Origin of the sequence: Bacillus cereus group sp. MG1 (genome assembly GCF_040460035.1) — a bacterium.
Taxonomy (GTDB): domain Bacteria; phylum Bacillota; class Bacilli; order Bacillales; family Bacillaceae_G; genus Bacillus_A; species Bacillus_A cereus.
In genome coordinates this window covers 58,108-78,858 of the sequence record NZ_JARVGY010000002.1, presented here as the reverse complement: position 1 = coordinate 78,858, position 20,751 = coordinate 58,108, and the positions used below count along the sequence as shown (strand labels likewise).

Here is a 20,751-nt window from a genome sequence, read left to right as displayed (position 1 = left end):
CTTTATTAATCTGATCAATCGTTTATTTACTGCTTATAATTCAGGAATAAAAAGCTACTTACATGTACCATTCCATGGCGTTAATAAGACAAGCTCACCATTACTGATTTTTTATTTAAATCATATCACCTTTGGCAAACCAATATATAAATTACTAATCTAAAATCTTGAATGATTATTTCTTTGGTGACTCTCATTCTTTAACCTTATCTCACATCAAAATGTTCTTCTTTTACCCATGCATTATTTCCAATCGCCAAATAACCATCTTTTCGTGCCAAAATTCTATATGGAACAGACCCGTCTACAAAACCTGTATAATTACCGTTAGGACCATCATATGTGTTAATACCACCGCCTGGGGGATATTTTGAATAAGCACTAAACCATTGCACATCAAAATGTTCCAGAGCAGCCCATGCCTCGTTTCCTAGACAAATCATAGGATTTTCATACCACGCTGCATCTATAATAAGATACGGTGTTTTATCATAAATTACCCTCGTAAAATATCCTCCTTGCGGTTGGCTATATAGATTAATCCCTCCATTATTCGGATATTTATTTACAGCAATCCCCAGACCTACTGGCTGTATTGGTTTATTATTATTGTTGTTAAATGCTTTATTTACCTTCTCAATGAATTGATCCAATCTTCCCTCGTCAAGCATACGGTGTGGACAATGTTTCCCACTCCACGATTTATGTGTACGTACATTACTAATTGGAATGTTGAATTGTTTCATTAATTGAGCTATAACAATTGCTGCATTATCTTCCGCCTTATAATATCTATCCCCACCGCTTAAAGAATAGCAAATTTCCACTCCGATGGATTTACGATTACCATTTCCGTTACCATCACCAGCATGCCAAGCATTACGATCAAACGGAATACCTTGTACTGCTTCTTTGTCATCTACTGCAACATGGAACGAAACTGCATTATTATTTCCAATCATATAAGAAATTTCATTTTCAGCTGATGCATCATTGTACGTATTATGTACTGTGATAAATTCTGGCTTCATTGCATTGGGACATTTTATACCATATTTACTTGAATCCACTAATTTTTTTCTAATCTCCATTACTGAACATCTCCTTTTTATTCTCTCGTTTTTATTACTTAAAATTCTCACTGCATTATTTAGTACATCTAGTAACCTAATCTCCATACGGCCAGCATTTTCTCTAATAAATTCCTTGTCTTCACCTGCTAAAAAAGAAAAAGAGCAACTGTTTATCAGTTGCTCTTCCTTTAATTCCTCTCTACACTCCTACACCATCGTTTTAAACGAATTCATAAAAAAGTATCACACTGCTTCTTCCATTTAATTTGATATTTATAGATTTCAAAATACTATCTCACATTAAAGTGTTCTTCTTTTACCCATGCATTATTTCCAATATCAATATAACCATTTAGTCGTCCAAAAACTCTATATGGAACAGATCCATCTACAAAACCTGTATAATTTCCGTTAGGACCATCATATGTGTTAATACCACCGCCTGGGGGATATTTTGAATAAGCATTAAACCATTGCACATCGAAGTGTTCCAAGGCAGCCCATGCCTCGTTTCCTAGACAAATCATAGGATTTTCATACCACGCTGCATCTATAATAAGATAAGGTGTTTTATCATAAATTACCCTCGTAAAATGTCCTCCTTGTGGTTGGCTATATAGATTAATCCCCCCGTTATTCGGATATTTATTTACAGCAATCCCCAGACCTACTGGTTGAATTGGTTTATCAGTATTGTTACCACCACCATCTTTCCCCAAGTGATCTAACGGATTCACAGCATTACTCTTACTCACATTCCAACGCCCTTTATGCAATTCAAAATGTAAGTGTTGGCCACTAGAATCCCCCGTGTTTCCCATAACTCCAATAGTTTGTCCTTGTGAAACATAATCACCTTCTTTTACTGTTCGAGAACCACTACGCATATGAGCGTATACAGTTTCCCATGTAATTCCATCAATTGTATGCACAATCATAATACATTCACCATAACTAGATGAAAAATAAGAACGACTAACTTGACCGCTAGCCGCTGCATAAATAGGGTGATAACCTGCTTCAGCAAGGTCTACCCCATGATGATCTGGTCTGCTGCCTCTAAAACCACTTGTTACTCTCGTTGTATCTGTAGGATAAATAAATTTTGTCATATTAGTCTCCCTTTCTATTTTTACACCATTTAAAAAAGGTACTTAAATGAGCACCTTCGTTCACTGTCTATATTTATTATTTTTTGGATATATTTTAGTTGTTCAAATTTTAAGATGAACAGAACGAAAAGCTATCCTTCATTATTTAACATTAAAATGTTCTTCTTTTACCCATGTATTATTTCCAATATCTATATAACCATTTAATCGTCCAAAAACTCTATATGGAGCAGATCCATCTACAAAACCTGTATAATTTCCGTTAGGACCATCATATGTGTTAATACCACCGCCTGGGGGATATTTTGAATAAGCACTAAACCATTGCACATCAAAATGTTCCAGAGCAGCCCATGCCTCTTTTCCTAGACAAATCATAGGATTTTCATACCACGCTGCATCTATAATAAGGTACGGTGTTTTATCATAAATTACCCTCGTAAAATATCCTCCTTGTGGTTGGCTATATAGATTAATCCCACCGTTATTCGGATATTTATTTACAGCAATCCCCAAGCCCACCGGTTGTATTGGTTTATTGTTATTACCAGCTTCATCAAAATCTACATATTGCTTAACAATTTCAGAGTAGAAGAAATTCCCTCCATTTTTATATCGGTAGCCACCATTGTATGCAATGGCAATAGGCTGACTATACTTGACCATAGCACCAGTTGTATTACCAAGTGATGGCGCAACAACCGTTTTAGAATACTGATCTGCCACCGGTAATGAATGTTGTTTATTGTTAGAAGCTAACCAGCGAAGGTAAGCTCGTCCAAAATTATATGATTGAACAATGGCACTTAAATCTGTAATGCCATTTTTCTTTGCATCATCAAAAGCTCCTTTTAGATGCTTTACTCCATAATAAATTGAATCTTTAGGATTTTTAATTGTATTCATCGCCCAACCTTGTGATTCACTGGACTGCATAATATCAGGTGTTGTTTCAGAGTTTCCTCCACTCTCCACCATAATAATCCCAAGTACATAGGGAACTAATTCAGACACACCTTGTGCTGAACATTCACTTTCTACCATTGATTGCCAACGTAACACTTGTTGTGGCAGATTCTTTGTTTTAACTGAAGCAGCTAATATACTCATTACTAAATCTCTCCTTATTTTCCTATTATTTTTTCTATAAAACTCTTAATCTACTAAGTACCTCTAACACTTAAATGAAAATTATTTTTTAAAATTACTTCATGTTGCTCACCTTCTTTCACAACAAAAAGAGCAACCATAAAAATAGTTGCCCTTTCGTCGAAATCTTATATTACTACTATAAATCACTTTTTCAATACTTTCTGTACACTGCATGTATCCTACAAAAAGGTAACATTAAAACCCATCTACAAACTTGACAATCTTTCTTATTTCAGCATGTTTTCGTCGGATATAGCCTGTACTATAATGCAAGTCAAACGCTATTTGTTCTAAGGTCATTCCATCAATATACTTCATTTTGAGTATTTGATGATCTAATCCTGTAAACTTATTAATTAAAATCTTTAAATCAAATACTTCATTCATCTTATGTCCTAATTCATATTCAATAGCTTCAATCCGATCTTCTACTTTAGCCCCTTCCGATTCAGCAGTTAATCGTATATTTTGCAAGTCCCCACTAGTCCAGCGCTTTAATTCTGCTTTTGATTTGTCTAAGTTATATTCTAAATATGCAATTTCTTCTTCTAGTTTCTGATAATCTTTGAGCCAGTCAAACATATAATAATCCCCCTACTTTTCTTTATTTAAATGCTGCTTTTATTTTTATCACCAAAGATAATCTAACCTTATTATCAATTTAATAAAATTTATAAATATTAATTATGATTTATATTTTTTTAATAAAGTTTTTAATCTCTCACGCTCTTCTTCAATAGTTAACTCATTATTTTTTATAGGCTGCTCTTCTGGAATATCTTCTTTTTCATGTAACCATTCTGGTACCATTTCATTTCGATTGGTATTCCCTGACCCAAATTTTTTTTTATTCTTACCAAGATCAAACTGTGCATCTAGCATAGCTACATCCTTGAGTGTTTTTACCTTTTTGGCTTCCCAATTTTTAAGAATCCCACGTACATATCTCCACTTTGGTACATTTTCATCAATTGATCTATTTACTGCTTCCCCAATTAGTTCACTACCTAATGATTCACAAAATGCACCAAGCTCTATAATTGCTATTTCACTTAATGAAATTCTATTCTTCATCAAAAATTGATGACTTATTTTAAAATCTTCATTTGTTAATTTTTTTGAGAGTAAACTTTGTTTATTATCATGAATATGATTTATATTTTGTATATTAGTATTTAGTTCTTTCGTACTTTGTATATTAGTATTTAGTAGCTTGTGATTATCCACCGGTAGGTTACCAGCAACAGGTTTTCCAGCAGGTGGGTTTGCCACTGGTGGATAATCATCCACTGGGATTTCGTAAATAATTGTCTCCCATCTAACAATTTTGTTTTTTTCATCTCTAACAGGAAATCTTCTAATATATCCGTACTCTTTTAATTCTTGCATTCCAGCTCTTAAGCTATTAATACCGTCTTTTGCATGTTGCGATAATTCTTCTCTATAAAACACCCAATCATCTGGAAGTGTAAGTATGTAAGCTAATATTCCTTTCGCCTTCCAAGAAAGCCTCTTATCCTTTAGACCGGTATTATTAATAACGGAATAATTATTATCTTTTTTTACTCGGAAAATCCCCATATTATCTACCTCTCATATTTTCAAACCTTTTTTACTTACTTATTGCAACTCTTAACTTCTCCATGACAAAATCTACTTTCCACACTTTTTAAACCAAAGTGCGGTTAAAAAGAACTTAAAGTTCGATTTATTACTAAAAAAAATATCATCTACACTCTTATCAAAAAACTGTGCAATCTTCCTAGCTGTCTCCATTGATGGCGTTCTTTCTTTTTGATCAATCATTCGAATATAGCGTTCAGTTACTCCGCAATAGCTAGCAATTTCTTTATATAAGTTTTTTTTCGAATCGTACATTTTATTTCCCATTATCACACCTCCATAAGAACAATTAGTTCTAAATACAGATTAAAGAACTAATTGTTCTTTGTCAATGCATAAAAGAATTTTTTGTGCTAAAATGAATTCAAAGAGAACAATTAGTTCAATTAGAGAGGTGAACGATGTGATAGGACTTAGAATAAAATCCTTACGAAAAAAAGAGAATTTAACTCAAAAACAACTGGCAGAAAAAATCGGCGTATCCCAAAGAATGATAGGTTACTACGAATCAGAAGAGAGGTTCCCTCCACATGATGTTTTAACTAAATTAGCTGATTGCTTTTCAGTTTCAGCTGACTATTTACTTGGTCGATCTGTTACAGGCGAACCAAACGAACAAGTAACGCCAAAAGATGAGAAAGATATAGCAAAAAGAATGGAAGAAATAAAGAAAGATCTACAAGGCGAAGATGGCTTAATGTTCTCTGGTGAACCTATGAGTCAAGAAGCGGTAGAGTCATTATTAGATGCGATGGAGTACATTGTAAAACAAACAAAAGTAATCAATAAAAAATACGTGCCTAAGAAATATCGTAATCCAGACGATAACTGATGCAAGCTTAGGAGGGAAAACATTGAAATTCGTCATTAGAGATCTAGTCCAACAACTTTGCACCAAATACAACACGAAAAACCCCTATGAGCTTGCAGATTACTTAAAAATACATGTACTAACATGGGATTTACATGAAGAAATAAATGGTTTTTATAAATATGAAAAAAGAAATCGTTTCATTGTTATTAATACTAATTTATCTCCATCTATGCAGAGAACTGTTTGTGCCCATGAATTAGGACACGCGGTTCTACATACTCATGCAAATACACCTTTTCTGCGTAAGAATACATTCTTTTCCGTTGATAAATTAGAGATAGAGGCAAATACGTTTGCTGCGCTTTTGTTAATTGACCAAAAGACCATTCAGCGTGGTGATACAAAAGCATGTATAGCATACAAAAATAATATTCCTGTTGAACTTTTGGAATTTTACAAGCCTTGCTAAAGGAATTAAGATGTTTTAATTGTTGGTTCAAACGCTGACGAGAAAAAGAGAGTGCTCCATCTTTAAAGCAAAAGAAATGAAATAGTATCTATTGTTTAAAAAATCTATACAGTTAAAGCAAATAAAAAAATGCACCTCTAATTGTTAATTATGTGTCTAACAATTGGGGTGCACTTCAATAACAGTAGGTCTGTTTCAAAAAATCAATAAGCCCTAATATTGTCTATCCTTCACTGTACGAAAATCAATACACTACTTAAATATTACTTTCCTTGTACAGAAATTCCTAATACATAGTAATCTGGATGTAGAGTAACTACAGACTCCCCAGGTTTTACCCACTGTAGAGGACTTACATTTAATTCTACGCTATGATTATCTTTTTCAAAACGATTGATATAATCCTTATCATTTTTTACAAAACTATCAATTTCTTTTTTTAATTCTGGATTTGGATTTACTAATCTATTAATCTCTTTATCAAGAGTGAAATTCGGATTTATCATATACATCCAGTTTTTCGCTAACTCAACAGTTGATTTGTCAACGACAAACATGAAATAGAAGTTATCTTCATCCTTCCCAACAAACGAAAATGAACCATGAGAGTCAATCATTCTTGGTAAATTAGGAGTATATAGATCAATTTCTGATGCTACATATCTATATCTGAAATTCGCATTATATTTCTTATTTACTTCAGTAACAAGATTTTGACCTTGTTTAGAAATAGATCGCTCTCTTACAGATGAAATTTCAATTGAATATCTATCAAAGAAAAAATCATCTGTCACTAACGCATTGGGAATACCTATTGGCGTTACCCCTGGTTTTGGCTCTGGTTTTGTTTCTTTTTCAACTGCATTAATAGAGTTATATAAGAACTGACTATACGCTTCACGTGTTACAAACATTTTTGGAGAATACATATTACCTCCAGTACCAATTGTAACCCCATTTTCCTCTAATGCACTAATTGCACCGTAAGACCAAGAATTTTTATCAACATCTGAAAATTTTGTTGTTTTCGTTGCCTTAAATTTAAAAGCATTTGTAAGTGCTTGTGCCATTTGTTCACGAGTTAAAATATCATCTGGACCATACTTCCCATCACCAAATCCATTTACAAATCCTGCTTTAGCAAGTGCTAAGATTTCTTTTTCAAACAAATGTCCTTTAATATCAGTAAAAGGATTTTTGAAGCTAGCATCTGCATCTGCTGATTTTAGGTACATATAAATCATTCGAGCAACTTGCCCACGAGTTACATTGTCACCAAAGCCAAAGATATTATTTCCGTACCCTTGCACTACTTTACGATTTGTTAAATCATAAATTGCTTTTGTAGACCAGTGATTTGCTGGAACATCTTTAAATGTTGTATCTGCCTGTACATTTGATAAAGATGTTAAAGTTGTTGCTGCAAGTACTACACCTGTTAAAATTATTTTTTTCATTTTCATGCTATTTCCCCTTCTTCTCCTAATTATTTTTACGAATGAAAATATACTTTATTTTCCAACGTAATCATAATAACACAAATACATTATATTTATATATATTTATTTATTGTTTTTAATGATAAAAATACTAATCCCCCCAGAACACTATAGACTAAAAAAACTCTTCTTGCCTATAGAAGAGTTTTTACTACATTTTTACTGTTAAATAGCATTTTCCTTTATTTTAAGTAAATGTCTGCTGTATTCTTTTTAAACTAGCCGAGATATTGTTTTAGTATTTCTAGCCCTATTTTCAACTCTTCTAATGAGTTTGTAGAGGATAGAGCAACTCGTAAATACTGATTAGGCATGGTTTGTGCCGTAATAAAGCGCTCGGAATGAAAAACCCGAATGCCGTGCCTCTCCAAATCTGTTTCTAATTGAAATGCATCATAATGATTTTGAATAGGTAGCCAACGGTAAAAACTAAAAGGATGCCCTACAGGCTTGTTGGAAGAAAAATATCCTGAATAAATTTCGTTTGCAGACTCCGCTAAAAATTTCTTCTGCTTAACAATTTCATGAGCTTTTCCTGATAACACTAGCTCTGTTATCACCTCTACGTCTAAAGAAGATGTTTTAACATTGACATTAAATATAGCCTTTAAAATATCCTTACGTAAGGCATCCCCGAATACCATATAAGCAACCCTTAATCCTGAACAAATGCACTTAGAAGTTCCACTAATATAAACACTTTGTTCTGGAAGTAAATTAAACATTGGTTGCTCATAATCAGAAATAACCCCTGCTGTCAAAAATGCATGAATATCATCCTCAATCAAAATTATTTGATGCTTTCGAATGATTGCTGCTAACTCTTTTTTTCGAAAATCTGAAATCATAATCGTAGTAGGATTAGAGCAAGAAGGCATTAAAAAAATACCATGAATATCTAATTGACTACATTGCTTATCGAGTTCACTTGGGAGCATTCCAAATTCATCCCCTTGAATGGGTACTAATTGAATATGTAGCATTTTTGCCAATTCGATAAAATTTGAATAGGTGTATATATCAGTTGCAATTCGGTTTCCAGGTTTAAACAACGCTGTCAATGTAATTGCTAAAGCATTTTGTGCCCCCGAAACTATTGCTATATGGTCCTGATCCACATTAATGCCGAAAGACTTCATCCAATTGAGACCTGCCGTTTTTTGGTGCGGAAGACCAGTTGGATCATTGTAATTTAATAGTTGCTCTAAATACTTTTTATCTACGACCTTTTGAATAGTCTCTGCGACAATACTATTAGTTTGCTCAAATGATGCTACTAATCCAAGATCAATACAGTTTCTGATTTCCTCTGTAGAAATAGTAATGGAACGAGTTGCATTAGGAGCTACAAAAGTTCCACTCCCTGTGATTGCATAAATTAGGCCTTTAACTTCACATAGTTTGTAAGCTCGGGTAATTGTTGTAAAGTTTAAATCTAAAAAATCTGCTAATTCTCGTTGTGGAGGCAATTTTGTTCCTGGAGCTAAAAAACCATTTACAATATCATGTTCAAGTAGTGCTGCAATAGAGGAATAAAACGGACGCTTTAATAGTTCCTTATTAGGTTTCCAAGACATAGAGTAATTTTCAAATGAATTTACTGGCATGTTTCACCTCTACGATTAAATTTTTATAGGATAAATTTTAATAGTTAAAATTAAGATTTATAAACTTTGAAAAGTATTACAAGGATAAAAACTCATCATTATTTTAAAGTTAGAATAACACACTTCCTCTAAAGAAAATTGTAATCCATACAATTTTCTTATTCATTGTATGGATTTTATGTGTTAAATTTGTATGCAATAAAGCTCTTGATTAAGGATGTGAATAATATGAAAAATAGAAATCAAATAAGAATCGCATTCCGTGCAGCTTTCCCTTATACAATACCTATTTTTGCTGGTTTTGTATTTTTAGGAATTGCTTATGGAATCTACATGAACTCTCTGGGTTTCAGTGCAATATATCCAATTCTAATGAGTTTAATCATATTCGCAGGATCAATGGAATTTATTGCAGCTAATTTATTACTGGTTGCTTTTAATCCAATTCATGCACTTTTTCTTACTTTAATGGTGAATGCACGGCATTTATTTTATGGTATTTCTATGCTAGAGAAGTATAAAGGAACTGGAAAGAAAAAGTTTTATCTTATTTTTGGACTATGTGATGAATCTTTTTCTATTAATTCTACTGTTGATATTCCGAAAGGTGTTGATAAGGGTTGGTTTATGTTCTTCGTGACACTGCTTAATCATTTGTATTGGGGTATAGGAGCAGCAATTGGTGGTATTTTTGGCTCCTTTGTACACTTCAATACAAAAGGACTAGATTTCGTTATGACAGCACTTTTCGTTGTGATTTTTGTTGAACAGTGGATGAGGGAGAAAAAGCATTATAGCGCTCTTGTAGGACTGGGATTATCGATATTTAGCCTAATTATTTTTGGTGGAAACAATTTCATAATTCCTGCAATGATTATGATTTTATTAGTACTTACTATCCTAAAAAAACCAATAGAGAACGTAGAGGAGGTTTCCGTGTGACAATGAGTTTACTGCAACAAGTTATAACAGTGGGTATAGTGGTTTTAGGCACAATGATTACAAGGTTCCTTCCCTTCTTAGTGTTCCCATCAGATAAACCTACTCCGCAATATGTCCAGTATCTCGGTAGGGTACTACCTTCAGCTGTCATAAGTCTTTTAGTTATTTATGCTTTTAAGGATCTAAACTTATTATCCGGCAATCATGGTGCTCCAGAATTAATTTCAGTAGGAGTAGTAATAATGCTTCACATATGGAAGAGACAAATGCTTCTCTCCATAGCAGGTGGAACAATTATCTACATGCTGTTAGTACAATTGTTTTTTAATTAAATTTATAATGACAAGTAATTGATCCTATCATCCTTCTATTTTAGAAATAGGATCATTATATTCAATAAACTAAAGAATAAGCAATGAATGCATTAGCATGCGCAATTCTTTTCGATAATACAGTGAGCTTCGAGAAAGATTACTATTAGACTAGTTATAACGCACCAGTGGGCTAAATCTAATTATCAATGTTGTCTCTACTTCTGTAATATTTTGTATTTAAATCCAGCTACAAAAAGTATGAAGAAGGTTGGCAAATATCTTACCTCTTAGTTCAAAGCATATTAATTTTCCTAGGTAAATACAACTTTATTGTTAGGAATTCTCTTTCGTTTTGTCCTTTAAGGGAATCAGAACCTTAGCTCTTCCCAAATTCTCTTAGCGTACGAAATTTGCGTTTTGATGGCGCTACCCTATCGCTATCAAGCTAACAAGACAAAATACTCTCTAAAATGAAAAAGGCGTTATTCTTTCTGAGAAATCATAGGAAAGAATAACGTCTTTATATTAATATTGCAACCCGTATCTAAAACCGCAATAGCTATGTCCTTTCCTTTTTCTCCCATACTAACGGAGAAAACTCATCTCTTAACCTTAGGAACTACAGGGATAGCATAATCAATCAAAATCCACGAGGTTTCCGTACTTAGAAATCTCCCACTTAACGATCTTACAGCCTATAAGAATTGAAAGTAGTTTAATTCTCTAACATGGATTGTGGAACAACTTTTTTTCCCACTACTTTAAATTCAATTTCCCCTTTTTCTCCATATATTAGTTCTATAATTGGAATAGTTACCATTAATTTTCCCTTCTTTTTTCTTTCTGTCTCTAAATCAATTATTTTCATGTCACAATCCCCTTTATTTATTATAAACAAGGAGAAAGCACTCATTTGAGTGCTTTCTCCTTGTTTATAAGTGGACCTTGTAGGACTCGAACCTACGACCGAACGGTTATGAGCCGTTTGCTCTAACCAGCTGAGCTAAAGATCCAAAGCATAAAATTTACTTCATAAGACGTTTTCATATATATCATTTTACCATATAATGTATCAATCCACTTTACTTTTTATTTAATATGCATATTTACATCGTGTTAATAATGTTTATATTCTGCAATCCTAACCTTTTGTAATTAGTACTATCTTTTAATACCTTTATAGAGGCCTGATTAACAGTAAAAAATTCATATATCAATCATATTAAAAATGATATAGTTACAACATTGAATTGTTTATATTTTCAAATGCTTTTATGCCATATTTCTTTATATCAGAAATTGTAACTAAATTATATGCCTGTTTCATTGTATTAAAGCAATTATCTATCTCTTCTTTTTCCATAATAGGTTTACCGGGATCATTATCTTCTAATTCTAGATGCGCAACTTCCCATGGTAAGTCAAATAGAATCATTTTTTCTAAACTCTTCCCACTATAACAACCTAAAGTATTGATTACACAGTCTAATATTTCCTTTTCTATTTGAGTTAATTGATTTGTACTATCATAATTAACTTCAAGATTGTCGTACTGATATACTTTATATTTATTAAAAATAACTCGATATACCGGGCCATGACTTCCTACTTCACAATCATCTTCAAATAAATATGTCCCAGTAAGCACCTTACAAAATCCTTGCGCATAGTATAACAGCTTTTGAAGAGCTAAAGGAGTAATATCATCATTTTTATATAGCAAATAGTTAGCAACTTCCTCGATTTTCGTAGTCTGCGTAGAAGGAATATCATCATTTTCCTGTAGCTTTGCGATTGCTTCTTTAGAGACTCTATATGCTTTTTGAGTAATTAAATCTTTATTTCTTTCCAAAATATCTAGCATAAAAGATTGATCTCTACCTAATCTTTTCAATATATCCGAGTACTGCTTCGTCGGAATATCTCCATTTACATACCTTGTTAGGGTAACCTCTCCCCAACCTAAAAGTAAAGACAATGGACGTTTTCCAATCTTATATTTTTCTAAAACCTCTCTTATTTCAGAAATAGTAACTAACTGTTCCTGTTGTCTATAGGCATGATCTAATTGTTCTAAATTATAATCATGAATGTTAGGAACAAATATTTCAGATTTACACTCCTCGCAATTTGCTTCTTTACCTACATAATGATATTGCTTCCCTCTAATGACTGTCACTTTTGAAACATCTTTAGTAGAATACTTTACCATATCTCGACAAAACTCACATAAAACCAACATAAAAATCCTCCCTCATTCTAAAACCATTAGTCACTTATCTTTACCTAAAAAGATAAGTGACTGGTTTATTCCTTTTATGAAAAGAAACAACAATCATGTATTTGTTCCTGTCCTTATTTTCAATTAGATTCATCTTAATATATATGTCTACCGACTTCTTTTGTCCCCAATTATCTAACTCATATTGTGGACAAAAGATATACAATTTTTCATGAGCAAAATTTGGATTTTTATTATCAACTGCATAACAAAAATCACGTACTCCTATATTAAGAAGAATCTCTTTCACTTTACTAGCGTTAATCTTATTAGCCTCTAAAAATTCACTATTCTCTTTCCTTTTTTCATTTCGAGAAACCGTAAATCGATTATTTTTAATTAATTTTTTAAACTCTAATATGTACTGCTCAATCTCCCCAATTGTAAAATTAGTGTGCTTTTTTGTCTCCCTATTTTGAAAGCTAATATGCATTAAAATTCTTTCCCCTTTCAAATCGTACCTCATATTTACTAGAATTACAATAAAAACGTATCAATTGATACGTTTTTTTAAAAATTCACAGTAAAATTCTATTCACCCTTCTTATAATGAGTACATTTATGTCGTCTACAAAACTTCTATATAATTATTTTTGCTGCGATTCGTAAATCTATTATGTATCTATTTTACAACCACAGTTTCATATATCCGTGTATACATTTAACGTAAAAAAACTACATATCCCTCCAATTTCCCTGATAAACAAATCAATTACTCATATGTTTTCTCCCCCTATATAAATTTCCTATCTTAATCTGTTGTTTTATACAGAAATATATATTTATACCTGTTTAAACCCAAACAAAAAAGGCCTCCTCAAGTCGATTAATTGTGCATAGCAAAATAAGCTAATTACACTAATCGGCTCAAAGAAGCCCTTTCAAAATTAAAGTAAGAAAAAAACTTACTTCTACAACTCAACCACAACACATAAGGTGTGGGAATGAACGGAATCAAATAAACTAACAATATACCTATATATTACAAAATACATAGGTTTATATCAAGATATTTTAAAATATTTCCAAATGCTGATTTTCATTCTTTATTTTCTTCCAAATAAAAAAGCATATATATACTTTATTCTTTCCAAAACTGTTCCAATAGAATGACAATCACGGTACCCACGAGCAATCCATTCCTTAAAACATATTGTAAGGAAGAAGGAATGCCACTAAATGCGCTTTCTGGAAGAAACATTATTCCTAAACTGATTAATAATGTAATTCCTAATATAGTTAATCGGCGTTGATTTAATTCTTCGCTTAAAATCGATTGAAATGAAATGCCTATTACTTGGACAAATGTTGCTAAAAGTGCAGCATTGGCAATAGGGCCTGGAAGCAAGGATATAAAGCTTACGATTGAGGGAACAAAAGAAATTCCTGTTAATATAAGACTTGCTATAAGGAACGACTTCAACTTTCTTTGTCCTGTTAATTGAATAAATCCTGCTGATGCAGGTAATGGTACAATACCAATTGTAGAAAACAACGACGAGATAATATGTGATATACCTCCGACCCATACACCACGGTTCAATGTTTGCTTTTCATTTTCTTTAGATAAGGGAGCTACTTGTTTTACAGCTGAAATAGCAGCAATTGTATTTGCAACTAAAAGAAATGTAAATAAAGTTGCAGTTAGGGTCATTCCAATATCCAATCTAGGTGTGCCCCAAGCAAATATCTCTGGTAACTTAACTAGCGTTGTATGTGTAGGCATATAAGATGATTCTCCTAAAAGAGTATACAAAAGCCAACCACATGAAATTCCAAGTAACACAGCGTACCTTTTCATCCATCCTGTCCCTTTAATTGATAAGAAAGTAATAAGTGCAAAAACAAAGAGCGCAATAATAGCTGTTGGATAATCAGGATGAGTTGCAGATCCTTGTAATCCCATCATTCCTTTTAGTAACACACCACTAAGTTGAAGTGCTAAAATTAAAAGAAATGTCCCTGTAACTAAAGGAGTAAATAAACGTAAGATTCGATGAACAAGCCCTGTTATACCAAGAACGAAGAGTAATATACCTGCAATAATTAACCCACCTTCTAAAAGTTGCAACACGTCTTTTGCACTTTGCCCCTGATGCATAGCAACTTGTCCCAGTATGACAAATATACTTACCCATGAACCGGCTGGACCATCCGCTATGGGATAGCGATGCCCAAACCATGCTTGTATAAATGAACTTATTCCCACGACTAAAAAAGTTCGCTGCATTAATGTTGAAATATCTTCTACTGATAAATGGAATATGCCACCAATAATGATAGGCAATGCAATTGCATTTGCTAATAGAAACACAAACCACTGTAGAATACTAAAGCTTGTATTAAAGTATTTTTTATTCATATTATTCTCCTTTACTGAAAAAGAATCTCATAGTAAAAATCCATCCTTTCTACACAGTTAGATTAAAAAGGATGGATTTTGTAAATCTGTAAAATCAATTTAATTGTATAGATAGATTTTTAATTAATTACCATGCACGAAATGGTAAGAATTTCCCATTAAGTGTAATAACGATACGAGGATCGCCACCTTTTGGATCTTCTTGTGTATCCACACCTAAATTGAAGTTAATTGCACTCATTACACCTTCACCAGCTTTTTCTAAGATTAATTCTCTAAGAGTTGGTGCGTATTGTAACATCATTTCATATAATCGATATAAGATTGGGTCAGTAGGAGGCATTTGCATTACTTGACCTCTAAGTGGAACTACTGTTAATGCCTGAACTACTTCTTCATCTAATTCTAATAGTTTACCGATTTTTTCTGCCTCCGGACGTGTCATTGTAGCCTGCCCTAATAATGCTGTTACAACCCAAGTCTCAGAGTTTTCACTTACTTTTGAAATTTCTTCCCATGTTAAACCTTTTGCGATTTTTGCTTCCTTAATTTTTTGCGTAGCTTCTTGTCTATTCATATTTAATAACTTCCCTTCATTTAAGTAATGATTAATGTTTCATACCATTTAATGTTTTATATCCATCAACTACTACATCTAATTTACCTGTGTGAGGATCAATAACTAAACCATGTACAGGAACATCTTTTGGAATAAGTGGATGATTTCTTACTAAATCAACATTAGCTTGAGTCGAATCACAGATATCATCGAATCCAAATAGCCATTTTTCAAGGTCAACACCAGCATATTCAATTGCTGCTAAAATTTCTGGTGAAGCTACTCCACGATCTAATATTTTTTGAAGTGTTCCTTTGGGATTAGTTTGGCTTGCACCACATCTATGGTGTCCGATAAGAAAGATTTCATCTGCATTTAGATCATATACTGATGCTACAACACTTTGCATAACACTATCGAAAGGAGAAGCAATCTTACCACCTGCATTTCTGATAACTTTTGCATCTCCATCGTGTATATCTAAAGCTTTTGGAAGTAGCTCAATTAAACGAGCATCCATGCAAGAAACAACAACCATACGTTTCTTAGGCATTTTTGTTGCTTCACGGGGGGCGTATTTCTTATTTTCTACAAATTTTTCATTGAACGATAAAATATCTTGTAATAACATATTTGTAACCTCCTTTAAATCTAGATGTATTTTTTTGTTGCGTCCTCTGTGTTATAAGTAAATATAACTAATAAACAATGCGATGTAAGAGGATAAACTTAGTATAGTGAATTGTATCGATAAGCTGAATAAGTTGGCGAAACACTTTCTGCTTTTCTACTTTCACGATGAAAGGATTGGTTTATATTATTGATCAAACAGATTTTGAGATACTGAAATTATTAGGAGAAAACTCAAGAATACAATGGAAAGAACTAGGTCAAAAAATACATATGACTGGGCAGGCTGTAGGAAATCGAATTAGGAGATTAGAGGATTTAGGGATTATTGAACAATATACAATCGCTATAAACCGAATCAAACTAGGACAAACCGTGACTGCATTTGTTACTTTGTTTGTCACATCAGCTAATCATCAAGAATTTATGGATTTCTTTCAAAAAGAAGAAGAAATATCTGAAGTACATCGTGTAAGTGGTGAAGGATGTTATTTATTAAAAACACATTTTTCTTCTAATGAAGAATTGGATAACTTTCTAGGTCGACTATTAAAATATGGGAATTATCGTGTTAACCTATCAATAGGGAAGTTAAAATAAAGTCTTTTTTCTTCCGAGGGGATAAGTTATTTTCTAATCCTTATTTCTATAGAGATAATAAGAGCCTTACTACAATTTATGTGTAGTAAGGCTCTTTAAATACTTATTAAATGCTATCTAATTGGCAGGGACTACCACATTAAAGGTAACCCCTTTTCATAATTATTGACTTACTTTTGCTATCTCCTTTAAATATCTTTGCATATTTTGATTTACTGCATAGACATAACATCCATTTATTCCGCGAGATAATAATACATAATAAATACGTTTAATATAGGATGTTAACTCCTCATTATTTATATCTGTTCCCTTAATTGGAAGACCGTTTCGATCTTTATATTCTTTTGGATTCACTACAATCTTAGCCTTATTTAAATCATAGTCTCCATTTTCTTCACCTGCGTAATCACAATCAATTTCAGCTCCTAAAATCACTCCAACATAATTTAAATCCGCACCTTGTGTAGTATGTATACATCCTATTTCCTCTATACTATTCTCAAAGTTAATCCACCCTTTTACCTTTGAGTTCCATTTGAATGTCTCACCTGTAACGGGATCTTTTATATCATAGTGATTTTTATCCTTTTGTGTAATCCATTTCCAAGAATATCCTGCGACTACGCGACATAATTCATGTTTTTTATTTAATATTTTCATAGATTCATTCAATTCTGTAATAGAATCCATTACCTTAAAGTCATATCCCTGTAATAACCCTTCTTCATACACTCCAACATTATTTGCTATTTGTAAATATTTACGAAGCCATGCTAAATATTGATCTCCAGATTTTAAACGGAATTGTTTATGTAAAGGATGCCTCTTATAATTCGCTGTCAACTGCTGGAATACATCTGTATCTATATCTGCTGGTCGAATTGTTTGGTATGGATCATAAACCACAGTTAAGTGATACGCAAATGTTTCTATTAATTCCAACTCAGTTGTATAACCATTATCGGTGACTAAATGTTTTAAATCACGTGCTTGTTTACCAAAATATTGTTTTAGACGATGTGCTTCGTCCACAAAAACATATTTATATTTTGTGCCCCTACTTTTTGCCTGCTTAATAAATTGTGAAGGTGACAGTACTGTAATACTTTGTAGACCTAGTTTGTTCATCAAGCTCTTATATAAATTTAATGAGTGATTTTGTGGAACAACAAGTGCTATATCCTTATAATTCAATCCCTCTCTCGCTTTACCAGTTTCACTGTCATAAGCAAGCGCATATAAGATGTTTGTTAATACAATTGTTTTACCAGTACCCGGGTCCCCTGTAATCAAATGTCGACTATTTGATGTAGTAAGCATTGTATTAAAAATGTCTTTACAAACCTCAATTTGATTAGCCGATAACTCTTTAAACGGTGAATATTTATAAATAAATTTATTATGTATCTCACCTAAATTCTCACTTGTTACCCCTTCTTTAATTAACCCATTCCAAATTTCTTTAAACATACTTTGAACATCTTCAATGCCGTTATAAGAATGAATCTTTTGGCCCCTTACTTTATTCAGTAAGTTAAATTTATCATCTGTAGATAAATATTCAATTAACAATGTTTCAATATGCTTAATTGAACTTTCATTAAATAATTCACTTTTTATTACAATAACTTCATTGAATGTTTTAGCTTCATCACTTATATGTGCAACAAAACGCTCATATATATCTGTAGACTTACCTACATATAAATTCTTCTTATCCCGCTGAATATAGACTACTGGTATTCCATCTATTTTAGGATCTCTGATACAACCTTGCTCAAACTCTTTTCGCTTCTTTTTAATTATGTAAAATGAAGATAATTTTGCTGCAAATGATAGCATTTGAATAACTCCCTACTTTTTAATTTTAAGAATACTTAAGGATGTGTGGATTTCATACTTTTGAAATACAATCCGTACATCCAAATCATGATCTCAACCATCTGCTTTCTCATAACCATTTTAAAAAACTGTAAAACGATTTTCGCTTTACAGTTCGTTATATTTTTTATTACTCCCAAATGCTTTTTCTACAGGATATTTCTCTGCATTCTTTTCCAACTTAGCATGTACTACTTCTTCTAGATCGATATCTAATTTATCACTTAGCATAAGTAAATAGATCATTACATCGGCCATTTCTTCTTTTATTTCCTGCATTTTCGTCTCTGTTGCTTCTTCACTAGACTTCCATTGAAAAGTCTCAAGCAACTCTGATGCTTCTAAATTTAAGGAAATTGCTAGATCCTTCGCATTATGAAATTGCCCCCAATTTCTCTCATCTCGAAATTTTATTACTGCCTTTTGCAAATCTTCCATCACTATTAATCTCCTCTCAATTACTTATTATCTCTTTAAAACAAAATTCATTACATCTGGAATTCCATCTAATTAACCTTAATCCAAATATAATTATCTTCATATTTAACATTTAATTTTCATCCAATTCCCTTCATATAGTCCTCTAATTGTCTTTTGACACTCCCACGGCTAAAGCCGCAAGTCCTATACCTTACGGTGTAACGGATGGGATTCTTGAATGACTAAGCATTCACAGTCCATTTCTGTTTTGAACAGCCTTCAAGATGAGGGTGTGCCATCACCCCTCCTAAGACAGACCATATAGGTTCTTAGGCTGATTGACTATTACCGCCAACCACAGTTGCGTAGCGAATATTCATCGCCCCAACAATATCACGATGTTTCTCAAACCCACATTGGCACTTGTATTTTCTGTCTTGCGCCTTGTTCTTTCCAGAACATTTCGGACATGTTTGACTTGTATAAGAAGGGTTCACATATTCGACCTTTATGCCAACTAATGTCGCTTTGTACTCGATGAATTGTGCTAAACGATGGAATGACCAAATGTGTAGATTTTTTTCGTTTTTACGGCTTGTTCGTGCCGTCTGTCTAATGTTCGTTAGTTGCTCTAATCGAATGACAGAAATATTATTATCCGTTGCAAAATCAACGATTCCACGACTTACTTTGTGGTCTTGGTCTTGCATCCATCTTTGTTCTTTATCATCAAGTTGACGAAGGGCATTCAGTTTCTTAGCTTCTCCTAATTTCTTGCGAACACTGCGAAACTTACGTTTCATAAATTTATTTTGCCTACCGTTCCCGAAGAAACGAACTTTATCATCATCTGTGATAGCTACCGCAGGAACTTTGAGACCTAAGTCTACTCCTAAAATCTTTGTTCCCGTTTTTTCGTTTGTAGGAATCGTGACAGATATTTGAGCAATCCATTTAGCAGATTTCTTCGTGATACGAAGTGTGCCTAACTTGTGCTTCAACAATTCGAAATTGCGATTATATTTGTCGATTAATAAAGCGCGAACCTTTAAACGAGTTGACTTTCCGTTTACCATAAACGGAATTGAAATGTGTGTGAAGTCAAATGAATAGTTTTGGTTATTCCATACACAAACAGGTCTTTTTAGAATCGGAACGATTTTGTATTTACTCTTTTTCACCTTTGTAGAAAACACACTTTTCGCATCTTTAATTGCTTGATTTTTCACCGCACTTGGGATATTGGCCTCAATATCCTTTGTACTTTTCTTCGTGCTTTTCTTTGCTTCAACCATTTCAGATACAAGAGCATTAATGACTTTTATATACTCGTGGCTACTTTGTTCCAATAGCATGATTCGTTCTTTTGTTGGAAGCAATTTAACTTTAACCGTGATGGTTTGTGGCACA

Annotated in this window: 22 protein-coding genes and 1 tRNA gene; 5 read left to right on the top strand and 18 right to left on the bottom strand. The window is 32.9% G+C overall.

Annotated elements, in window-relative coordinates:
* Nucleotides 1-206: 206 nt before the first annotated feature.
* The 6 genes from QCI79_RS28380 to QCI79_RS28355 form a co-directional block, all read right to left on the bottom strand.
* Nucleotides 207-1,091, bottom strand: a complete 885-nt coding sequence (locus QCI79_RS28380; protein WP_042991635.1) for a peptidoglycan recognition protein family protein — start codon at nt 1,089-1,091, stop codon at nt 207-209.
* Nucleotides 1,092-1,363: 272 nt separating this feature from the next.
* Nucleotides 1,364-2,185: a M23 family metallopeptidase gene (locus QCI79_RS28375; RefSeq protein ID WP_042991636.1), complete on the bottom strand. Its 822-nt coding sequence runs from the start codon at nt 2,183-2,185 to the stop codon at nt 1,364-1,366.
* Nucleotides 2,186-2,326: 141 nt separating this feature from the next.
* Nucleotides 2,327-3,295, bottom strand: a complete 969-nt coding sequence (locus QCI79_RS28370; RefSeq protein WP_042991637.1) for a lysozyme family protein — start codon at nt 3,293-3,295, stop codon at nt 2,327-2,329.
* A gap of 237 nt (nt 3,296-3,532) precedes the next feature.
* Nucleotides 3,533-3,919, bottom strand: coding sequence for a hypothetical protein (locus QCI79_RS28365; RefSeq protein WP_000460733.1), 387 nt, complete (start codon nt 3,917-3,919; stop codon nt 3,533-3,535).
* Between the two features lie 102 nt (nt 3,920-4,021).
* Nucleotides 4,022-4,918 (bottom strand): DnaD domain protein, encoded by an 897-nt coding sequence (locus tag QCI79_RS28360; protein WP_021728781.1) that lies wholly within the window; start codon nt 4,916-4,918, stop codon nt 4,022-4,024.
* A gap of 72 nt (nt 4,919-4,990) precedes the next feature.
* The gene (locus tag QCI79_RS28355) at nt 4,991-5,227 is read right to left on the bottom strand and encodes a helix-turn-helix transcriptional regulator (RefSeq protein WP_021728780.1); all 237 of its coding nucleotides are present in this window, start codon (nt 5,225-5,227) and stop codon (nt 4,991-4,993) included.
* Between the two features lie 136 nt (nt 5,228-5,363).
* On the opposite strand from QCI79_RS28355, the gene QCI79_RS28350 reads away from it, so the two are divergent.
* Both QCI79_RS28350 and QCI79_RS28345 read left to right on the top strand, forming a co-directional pair.
* Nucleotides 5,364-5,792: a helix-turn-helix domain-containing protein gene (locus QCI79_RS28350; protein ID WP_000579788.1), complete on the top strand. Its 429-nt coding sequence runs from the start codon at nt 5,364-5,366 to the stop codon at nt 5,790-5,792.
* Nucleotides 5,793-5,814: 22 nt separating this feature from the next.
* Nucleotides 5,815-6,243, top strand: a complete 429-nt coding sequence (locus tag QCI79_RS28345) for an ImmA/IrrE family metallo-endopeptidase (RefSeq protein ID WP_000673778.1) — start codon at nt 5,815-5,817, stop codon at nt 6,241-6,243.
* Between the two features lie 263 nt (nt 6,244-6,506).
* Here QCI79_RS28345 and QCI79_RS28340 read toward each other — a convergent pair whose 3' ends face one another.
* A complete protein-coding gene (locus QCI79_RS28340; protein WP_042991638.1) occupies nt 6,507-7,706 on the bottom strand; it encodes an S-layer homology domain-containing protein in 1,200 nt (399 codons plus the stop codon).
* A gap of 254 nt (nt 7,707-7,960) precedes the next feature.
* On the bottom strand, nt 7,961-9,349 hold the full coding sequence (locus QCI79_RS28335) for an aminotransferase-like domain-containing protein (protein WP_021728778.1): 1,389 nt from the start codon (nt 9,347-9,349) through the stop codon (nt 7,961-7,963).
* A gap of 228 nt (nt 9,350-9,577) precedes the next feature.
* Between QCI79_RS28335 and azlC the strand changes: the two genes are divergently transcribed.
* Nucleotides 9,578-10,291: an azaleucine resistance protein AzlC gene (gene azlC / locus QCI79_RS28330; RefSeq protein WP_021728777.1), complete on the top strand. Its 714-nt coding sequence runs from the start codon at nt 9,578-9,580 to the stop codon at nt 10,289-10,291.
* Nucleotides 10,288-10,623: a branched-chain amino acid transporter permease gene (locus QCI79_RS28325; RefSeq protein WP_023901309.1), complete on the top strand. Its 336-nt coding sequence runs from the start codon at nt 10,288-10,290 to the stop codon at nt 10,621-10,623. Before azlC ends, QCI79_RS28325 begins: the two co-directional genes overlap by 4 nt.
* A gap of 697 nt (nt 10,624-11,320) precedes the next feature.
* Here QCI79_RS28325 and QCI79_RS28320 read toward each other — a convergent pair.
* The 7 genes from QCI79_RS28320 to QCI79_RS28290 all read right to left on the bottom strand — a co-directional run bounded on the left by QCI79_RS28320 (nt 11,321) and on the right by QCI79_RS28290 (nt 16,438).
* Nucleotides 11,321-11,473, bottom strand: coding sequence for a hypothetical protein (locus QCI79_RS28320; protein ID WP_000691090.1), 153 nt, complete (start codon nt 11,471-11,473; stop codon nt 11,321-11,323).
* Nucleotides 11,474-11,544: 71 nt separating this feature from the next.
* Nucleotides 11,545-11,618 (bottom strand) — tRNA-Ile (locus tag QCI79_RS28315).
* A 224-nt stretch (nt 11,619-11,842) separates the two neighbouring features.
* Entirely contained in the window at nt 11,843-12,847 is a 1,005-nt protein-coding gene (locus tag QCI79_RS28310; RefSeq protein WP_000960611.1) for a type II toxin-antitoxin system antitoxin SocA domain-containing protein, read from the bottom strand.
* Between the two features lie 40 nt (nt 12,848-12,887).
* Nucleotides 12,888-13,319: a hypothetical protein gene (locus tag QCI79_RS28305; protein ID WP_000548170.1), complete on the bottom strand. Its 432-nt coding sequence runs from the start codon at nt 13,317-13,319 to the stop codon at nt 12,888-12,890.
* A 648-nt stretch (nt 13,320-13,967) separates the two neighbouring features.
* The gene (locus tag QCI79_RS28300; protein WP_021728775.1) at nt 13,968-15,248 is read right to left on the bottom strand and encodes a purine/pyrimidine permease; all 1,281 of its coding nucleotides are present in this window, start codon (nt 15,246-15,248) and stop codon (nt 13,968-13,970) included.
* Between the two features lie 127 nt (nt 15,249-15,375).
* Entirely contained in the window at nt 15,376-15,825 is a 450-nt protein-coding gene (gene cynS, locus QCI79_RS28295) for a cyanase (RefSeq protein ID WP_021728774.1), read from the bottom strand.
* A 31-nt stretch (nt 15,826-15,856) separates the two neighbouring features.
* Nucleotides 15,857-16,438 carry a beta-class carbonic anhydrase gene (locus QCI79_RS28290; RefSeq protein ID WP_000926479.1) on the bottom strand — a complete coding sequence of 194 codons (582 nt, stop codon included), beginning with the start codon at nt 16,436-16,438 and terminating at the stop codon, nt 15,857-15,859.
* 167 nt (nt 16,439-16,605) lie between these two features.
* Between QCI79_RS28290 and QCI79_RS28285 the strand changes: the two genes are divergently transcribed.
* On the top strand, nt 16,606-17,037 hold the full coding sequence (locus QCI79_RS28285; protein WP_000677474.1) for an Lrp/AsnC family transcriptional regulator: 432 nt from the start codon (nt 16,606-16,608) through the stop codon (nt 17,035-17,037).
* Nucleotides 17,038-17,199: 162 nt separating this feature from the next.
* On the opposite strand, the gene QCI79_RS28280 is transcribed toward QCI79_RS28285, so the two are convergent.
* The 3 genes from QCI79_RS28280 to QCI79_RS28270 all read right to left on the bottom strand — a co-directional run bounded on the left by QCI79_RS28280 (nt 17,200) and on the right by QCI79_RS28270 (nt 20,750).
* Complete coding sequence (locus QCI79_RS28280; protein ID WP_021728772.1) at nt 17,200-18,882, bottom strand: DUF2075 domain-containing protein; 1,683 nt, start codon at nt 18,880-18,882, stop codon at nt 17,200-17,202.
* 147 nt (nt 18,883-19,029) lie between these two features.
* Nucleotides 19,030-19,359 carry a nucleotide pyrophosphohydrolase gene (locus QCI79_RS28275; protein WP_000389841.1) on the bottom strand — a complete coding sequence of 110 codons (330 nt, stop codon included), beginning with the start codon at nt 19,357-19,359 and terminating at the stop codon, nt 19,030-19,032.
* Between the two features lie 311 nt (nt 19,360-19,670).
* Complete coding sequence (locus QCI79_RS28270; RefSeq protein WP_087988248.1) at nt 19,671-20,750, bottom strand: RNA-guided endonuclease InsQ/TnpB family protein; 1,080 nt, start codon at nt 20,748-20,750, stop codon at nt 19,671-19,673.
* Between the last annotated feature and the right edge of the window lies 1 nt (nt 20,751).

What these genes read in the sequence shown, in the direction of transcription:
- QCI79_RS28380 (WP_042991635.1), bottom strand. Translation starts at nt 1,091, where the DNA reads ATGGAGATTAGAAAAAAATTAGTGGATTCAAGTAAATATGGTATAAAA.
- QCI79_RS28375 (WP_042991636.1), bottom strand. Translation starts at nt 2,185, where the DNA reads ATGACAAAATTTATTTATCCTACAGATACAACGAGAGTAACAAGTGGT.
- QCI79_RS28370 (WP_042991637.1), bottom strand. Translation starts at nt 3,295, where the DNA reads ATGAGTATATTAGCTGCTTCAGTTAAAACAAAGAATCTGCCACAACAA.
- QCI79_RS28365 (WP_000460733.1), bottom strand. Translation starts at nt 3,919, where the DNA reads ATGTTTGACTGGCTCAAAGATTATCAGAAACTAGAAGAAGAAATTGCA.
- QCI79_RS28360 (WP_021728781.1), bottom strand. Translation starts at nt 4,918, where the DNA reads ATGGGGATTTTCCGAGTAAAAAAAGATAATAATTATTCCGTTATTAAT.
- QCI79_RS28355 (WP_021728780.1), bottom strand. Translation starts at nt 5,227, where the DNA reads ATGGGAAATAAAATGTACGATTCGAAAAAAAACTTATATAAAGAAATT.
- QCI79_RS28340 (WP_042991638.1), bottom strand. Translation starts at nt 7,706, where the DNA reads ATGAAAATGAAAAAAATAATTTTAACAGGTGTAGTACTTGCAGCAACA.
- QCI79_RS28335 (WP_021728778.1), bottom strand. Translation starts at nt 9,349, where the DNA reads ATGCCAGTAAATTCATTTGAAAATTACTCTATGTCTTGGAAACCTAAT.
- azlC (WP_021728777.1), top strand. Translation starts at nt 9,578, where the DNA reads ATGAAAAATAGAAATCAAATAAGAATCGCATTCCGTGCAGCTTTCCCT.
- QCI79_RS28320 (WP_000691090.1), bottom strand. Translation starts at nt 11,473, where the DNA reads ATGAAAATAATTGATTTAGAGACAGAAAGAAAAAAGAAGGGAAAATTA.
- QCI79_RS28310 (WP_000960611.1), bottom strand. Translation starts at nt 12,847, where the DNA reads ATGTTGGTTTTATGTGAGTTTTGTCGAGATATGGTAAAGTATTCTACT.
- QCI79_RS28305 (WP_000548170.1), bottom strand. Translation starts at nt 13,319, where the DNA reads ATGCATATTAGCTTTCAAAATAGGGAGACAAAAAAGCACACTAATTTT.
- QCI79_RS28300 (WP_021728775.1), bottom strand. Translation starts at nt 15,248, where the DNA reads ATGAATAAAAAATACTTTAATACAAGCTTTAGTATTCTACAGTGGTTT.
- cynS (WP_021728774.1), bottom strand. Translation starts at nt 15,825, where the DNA reads ATGAATAGACAAGAAGCTACGCAAAAAATTAAGGAAGCAAAAATCGCA.
- QCI79_RS28290 (WP_000926479.1), bottom strand. Translation starts at nt 16,438, where the DNA reads ATGTTATTACAAGATATTTTATCGTTCAATGAAAAATTTGTAGAAAAT.
- QCI79_RS28285 (WP_000677474.1), top strand. Translation starts at nt 16,606, where the DNA reads ATGAAAGGATTGGTTTATATTATTGATCAAACAGATTTTGAGATACTG.
- QCI79_RS28280 (WP_021728772.1), bottom strand. Translation starts at nt 18,882, where the DNA reads ATGCTATCATTTGCAGCAAAATTATCTTCATTTTACATAATTAAAAAG.
- QCI79_RS28275 (WP_000389841.1), bottom strand. Translation starts at nt 19,359, where the DNA reads ATGGAAGATTTGCAAAAGGCAGTAATAAAATTTCGAGATGAGAGAAAT.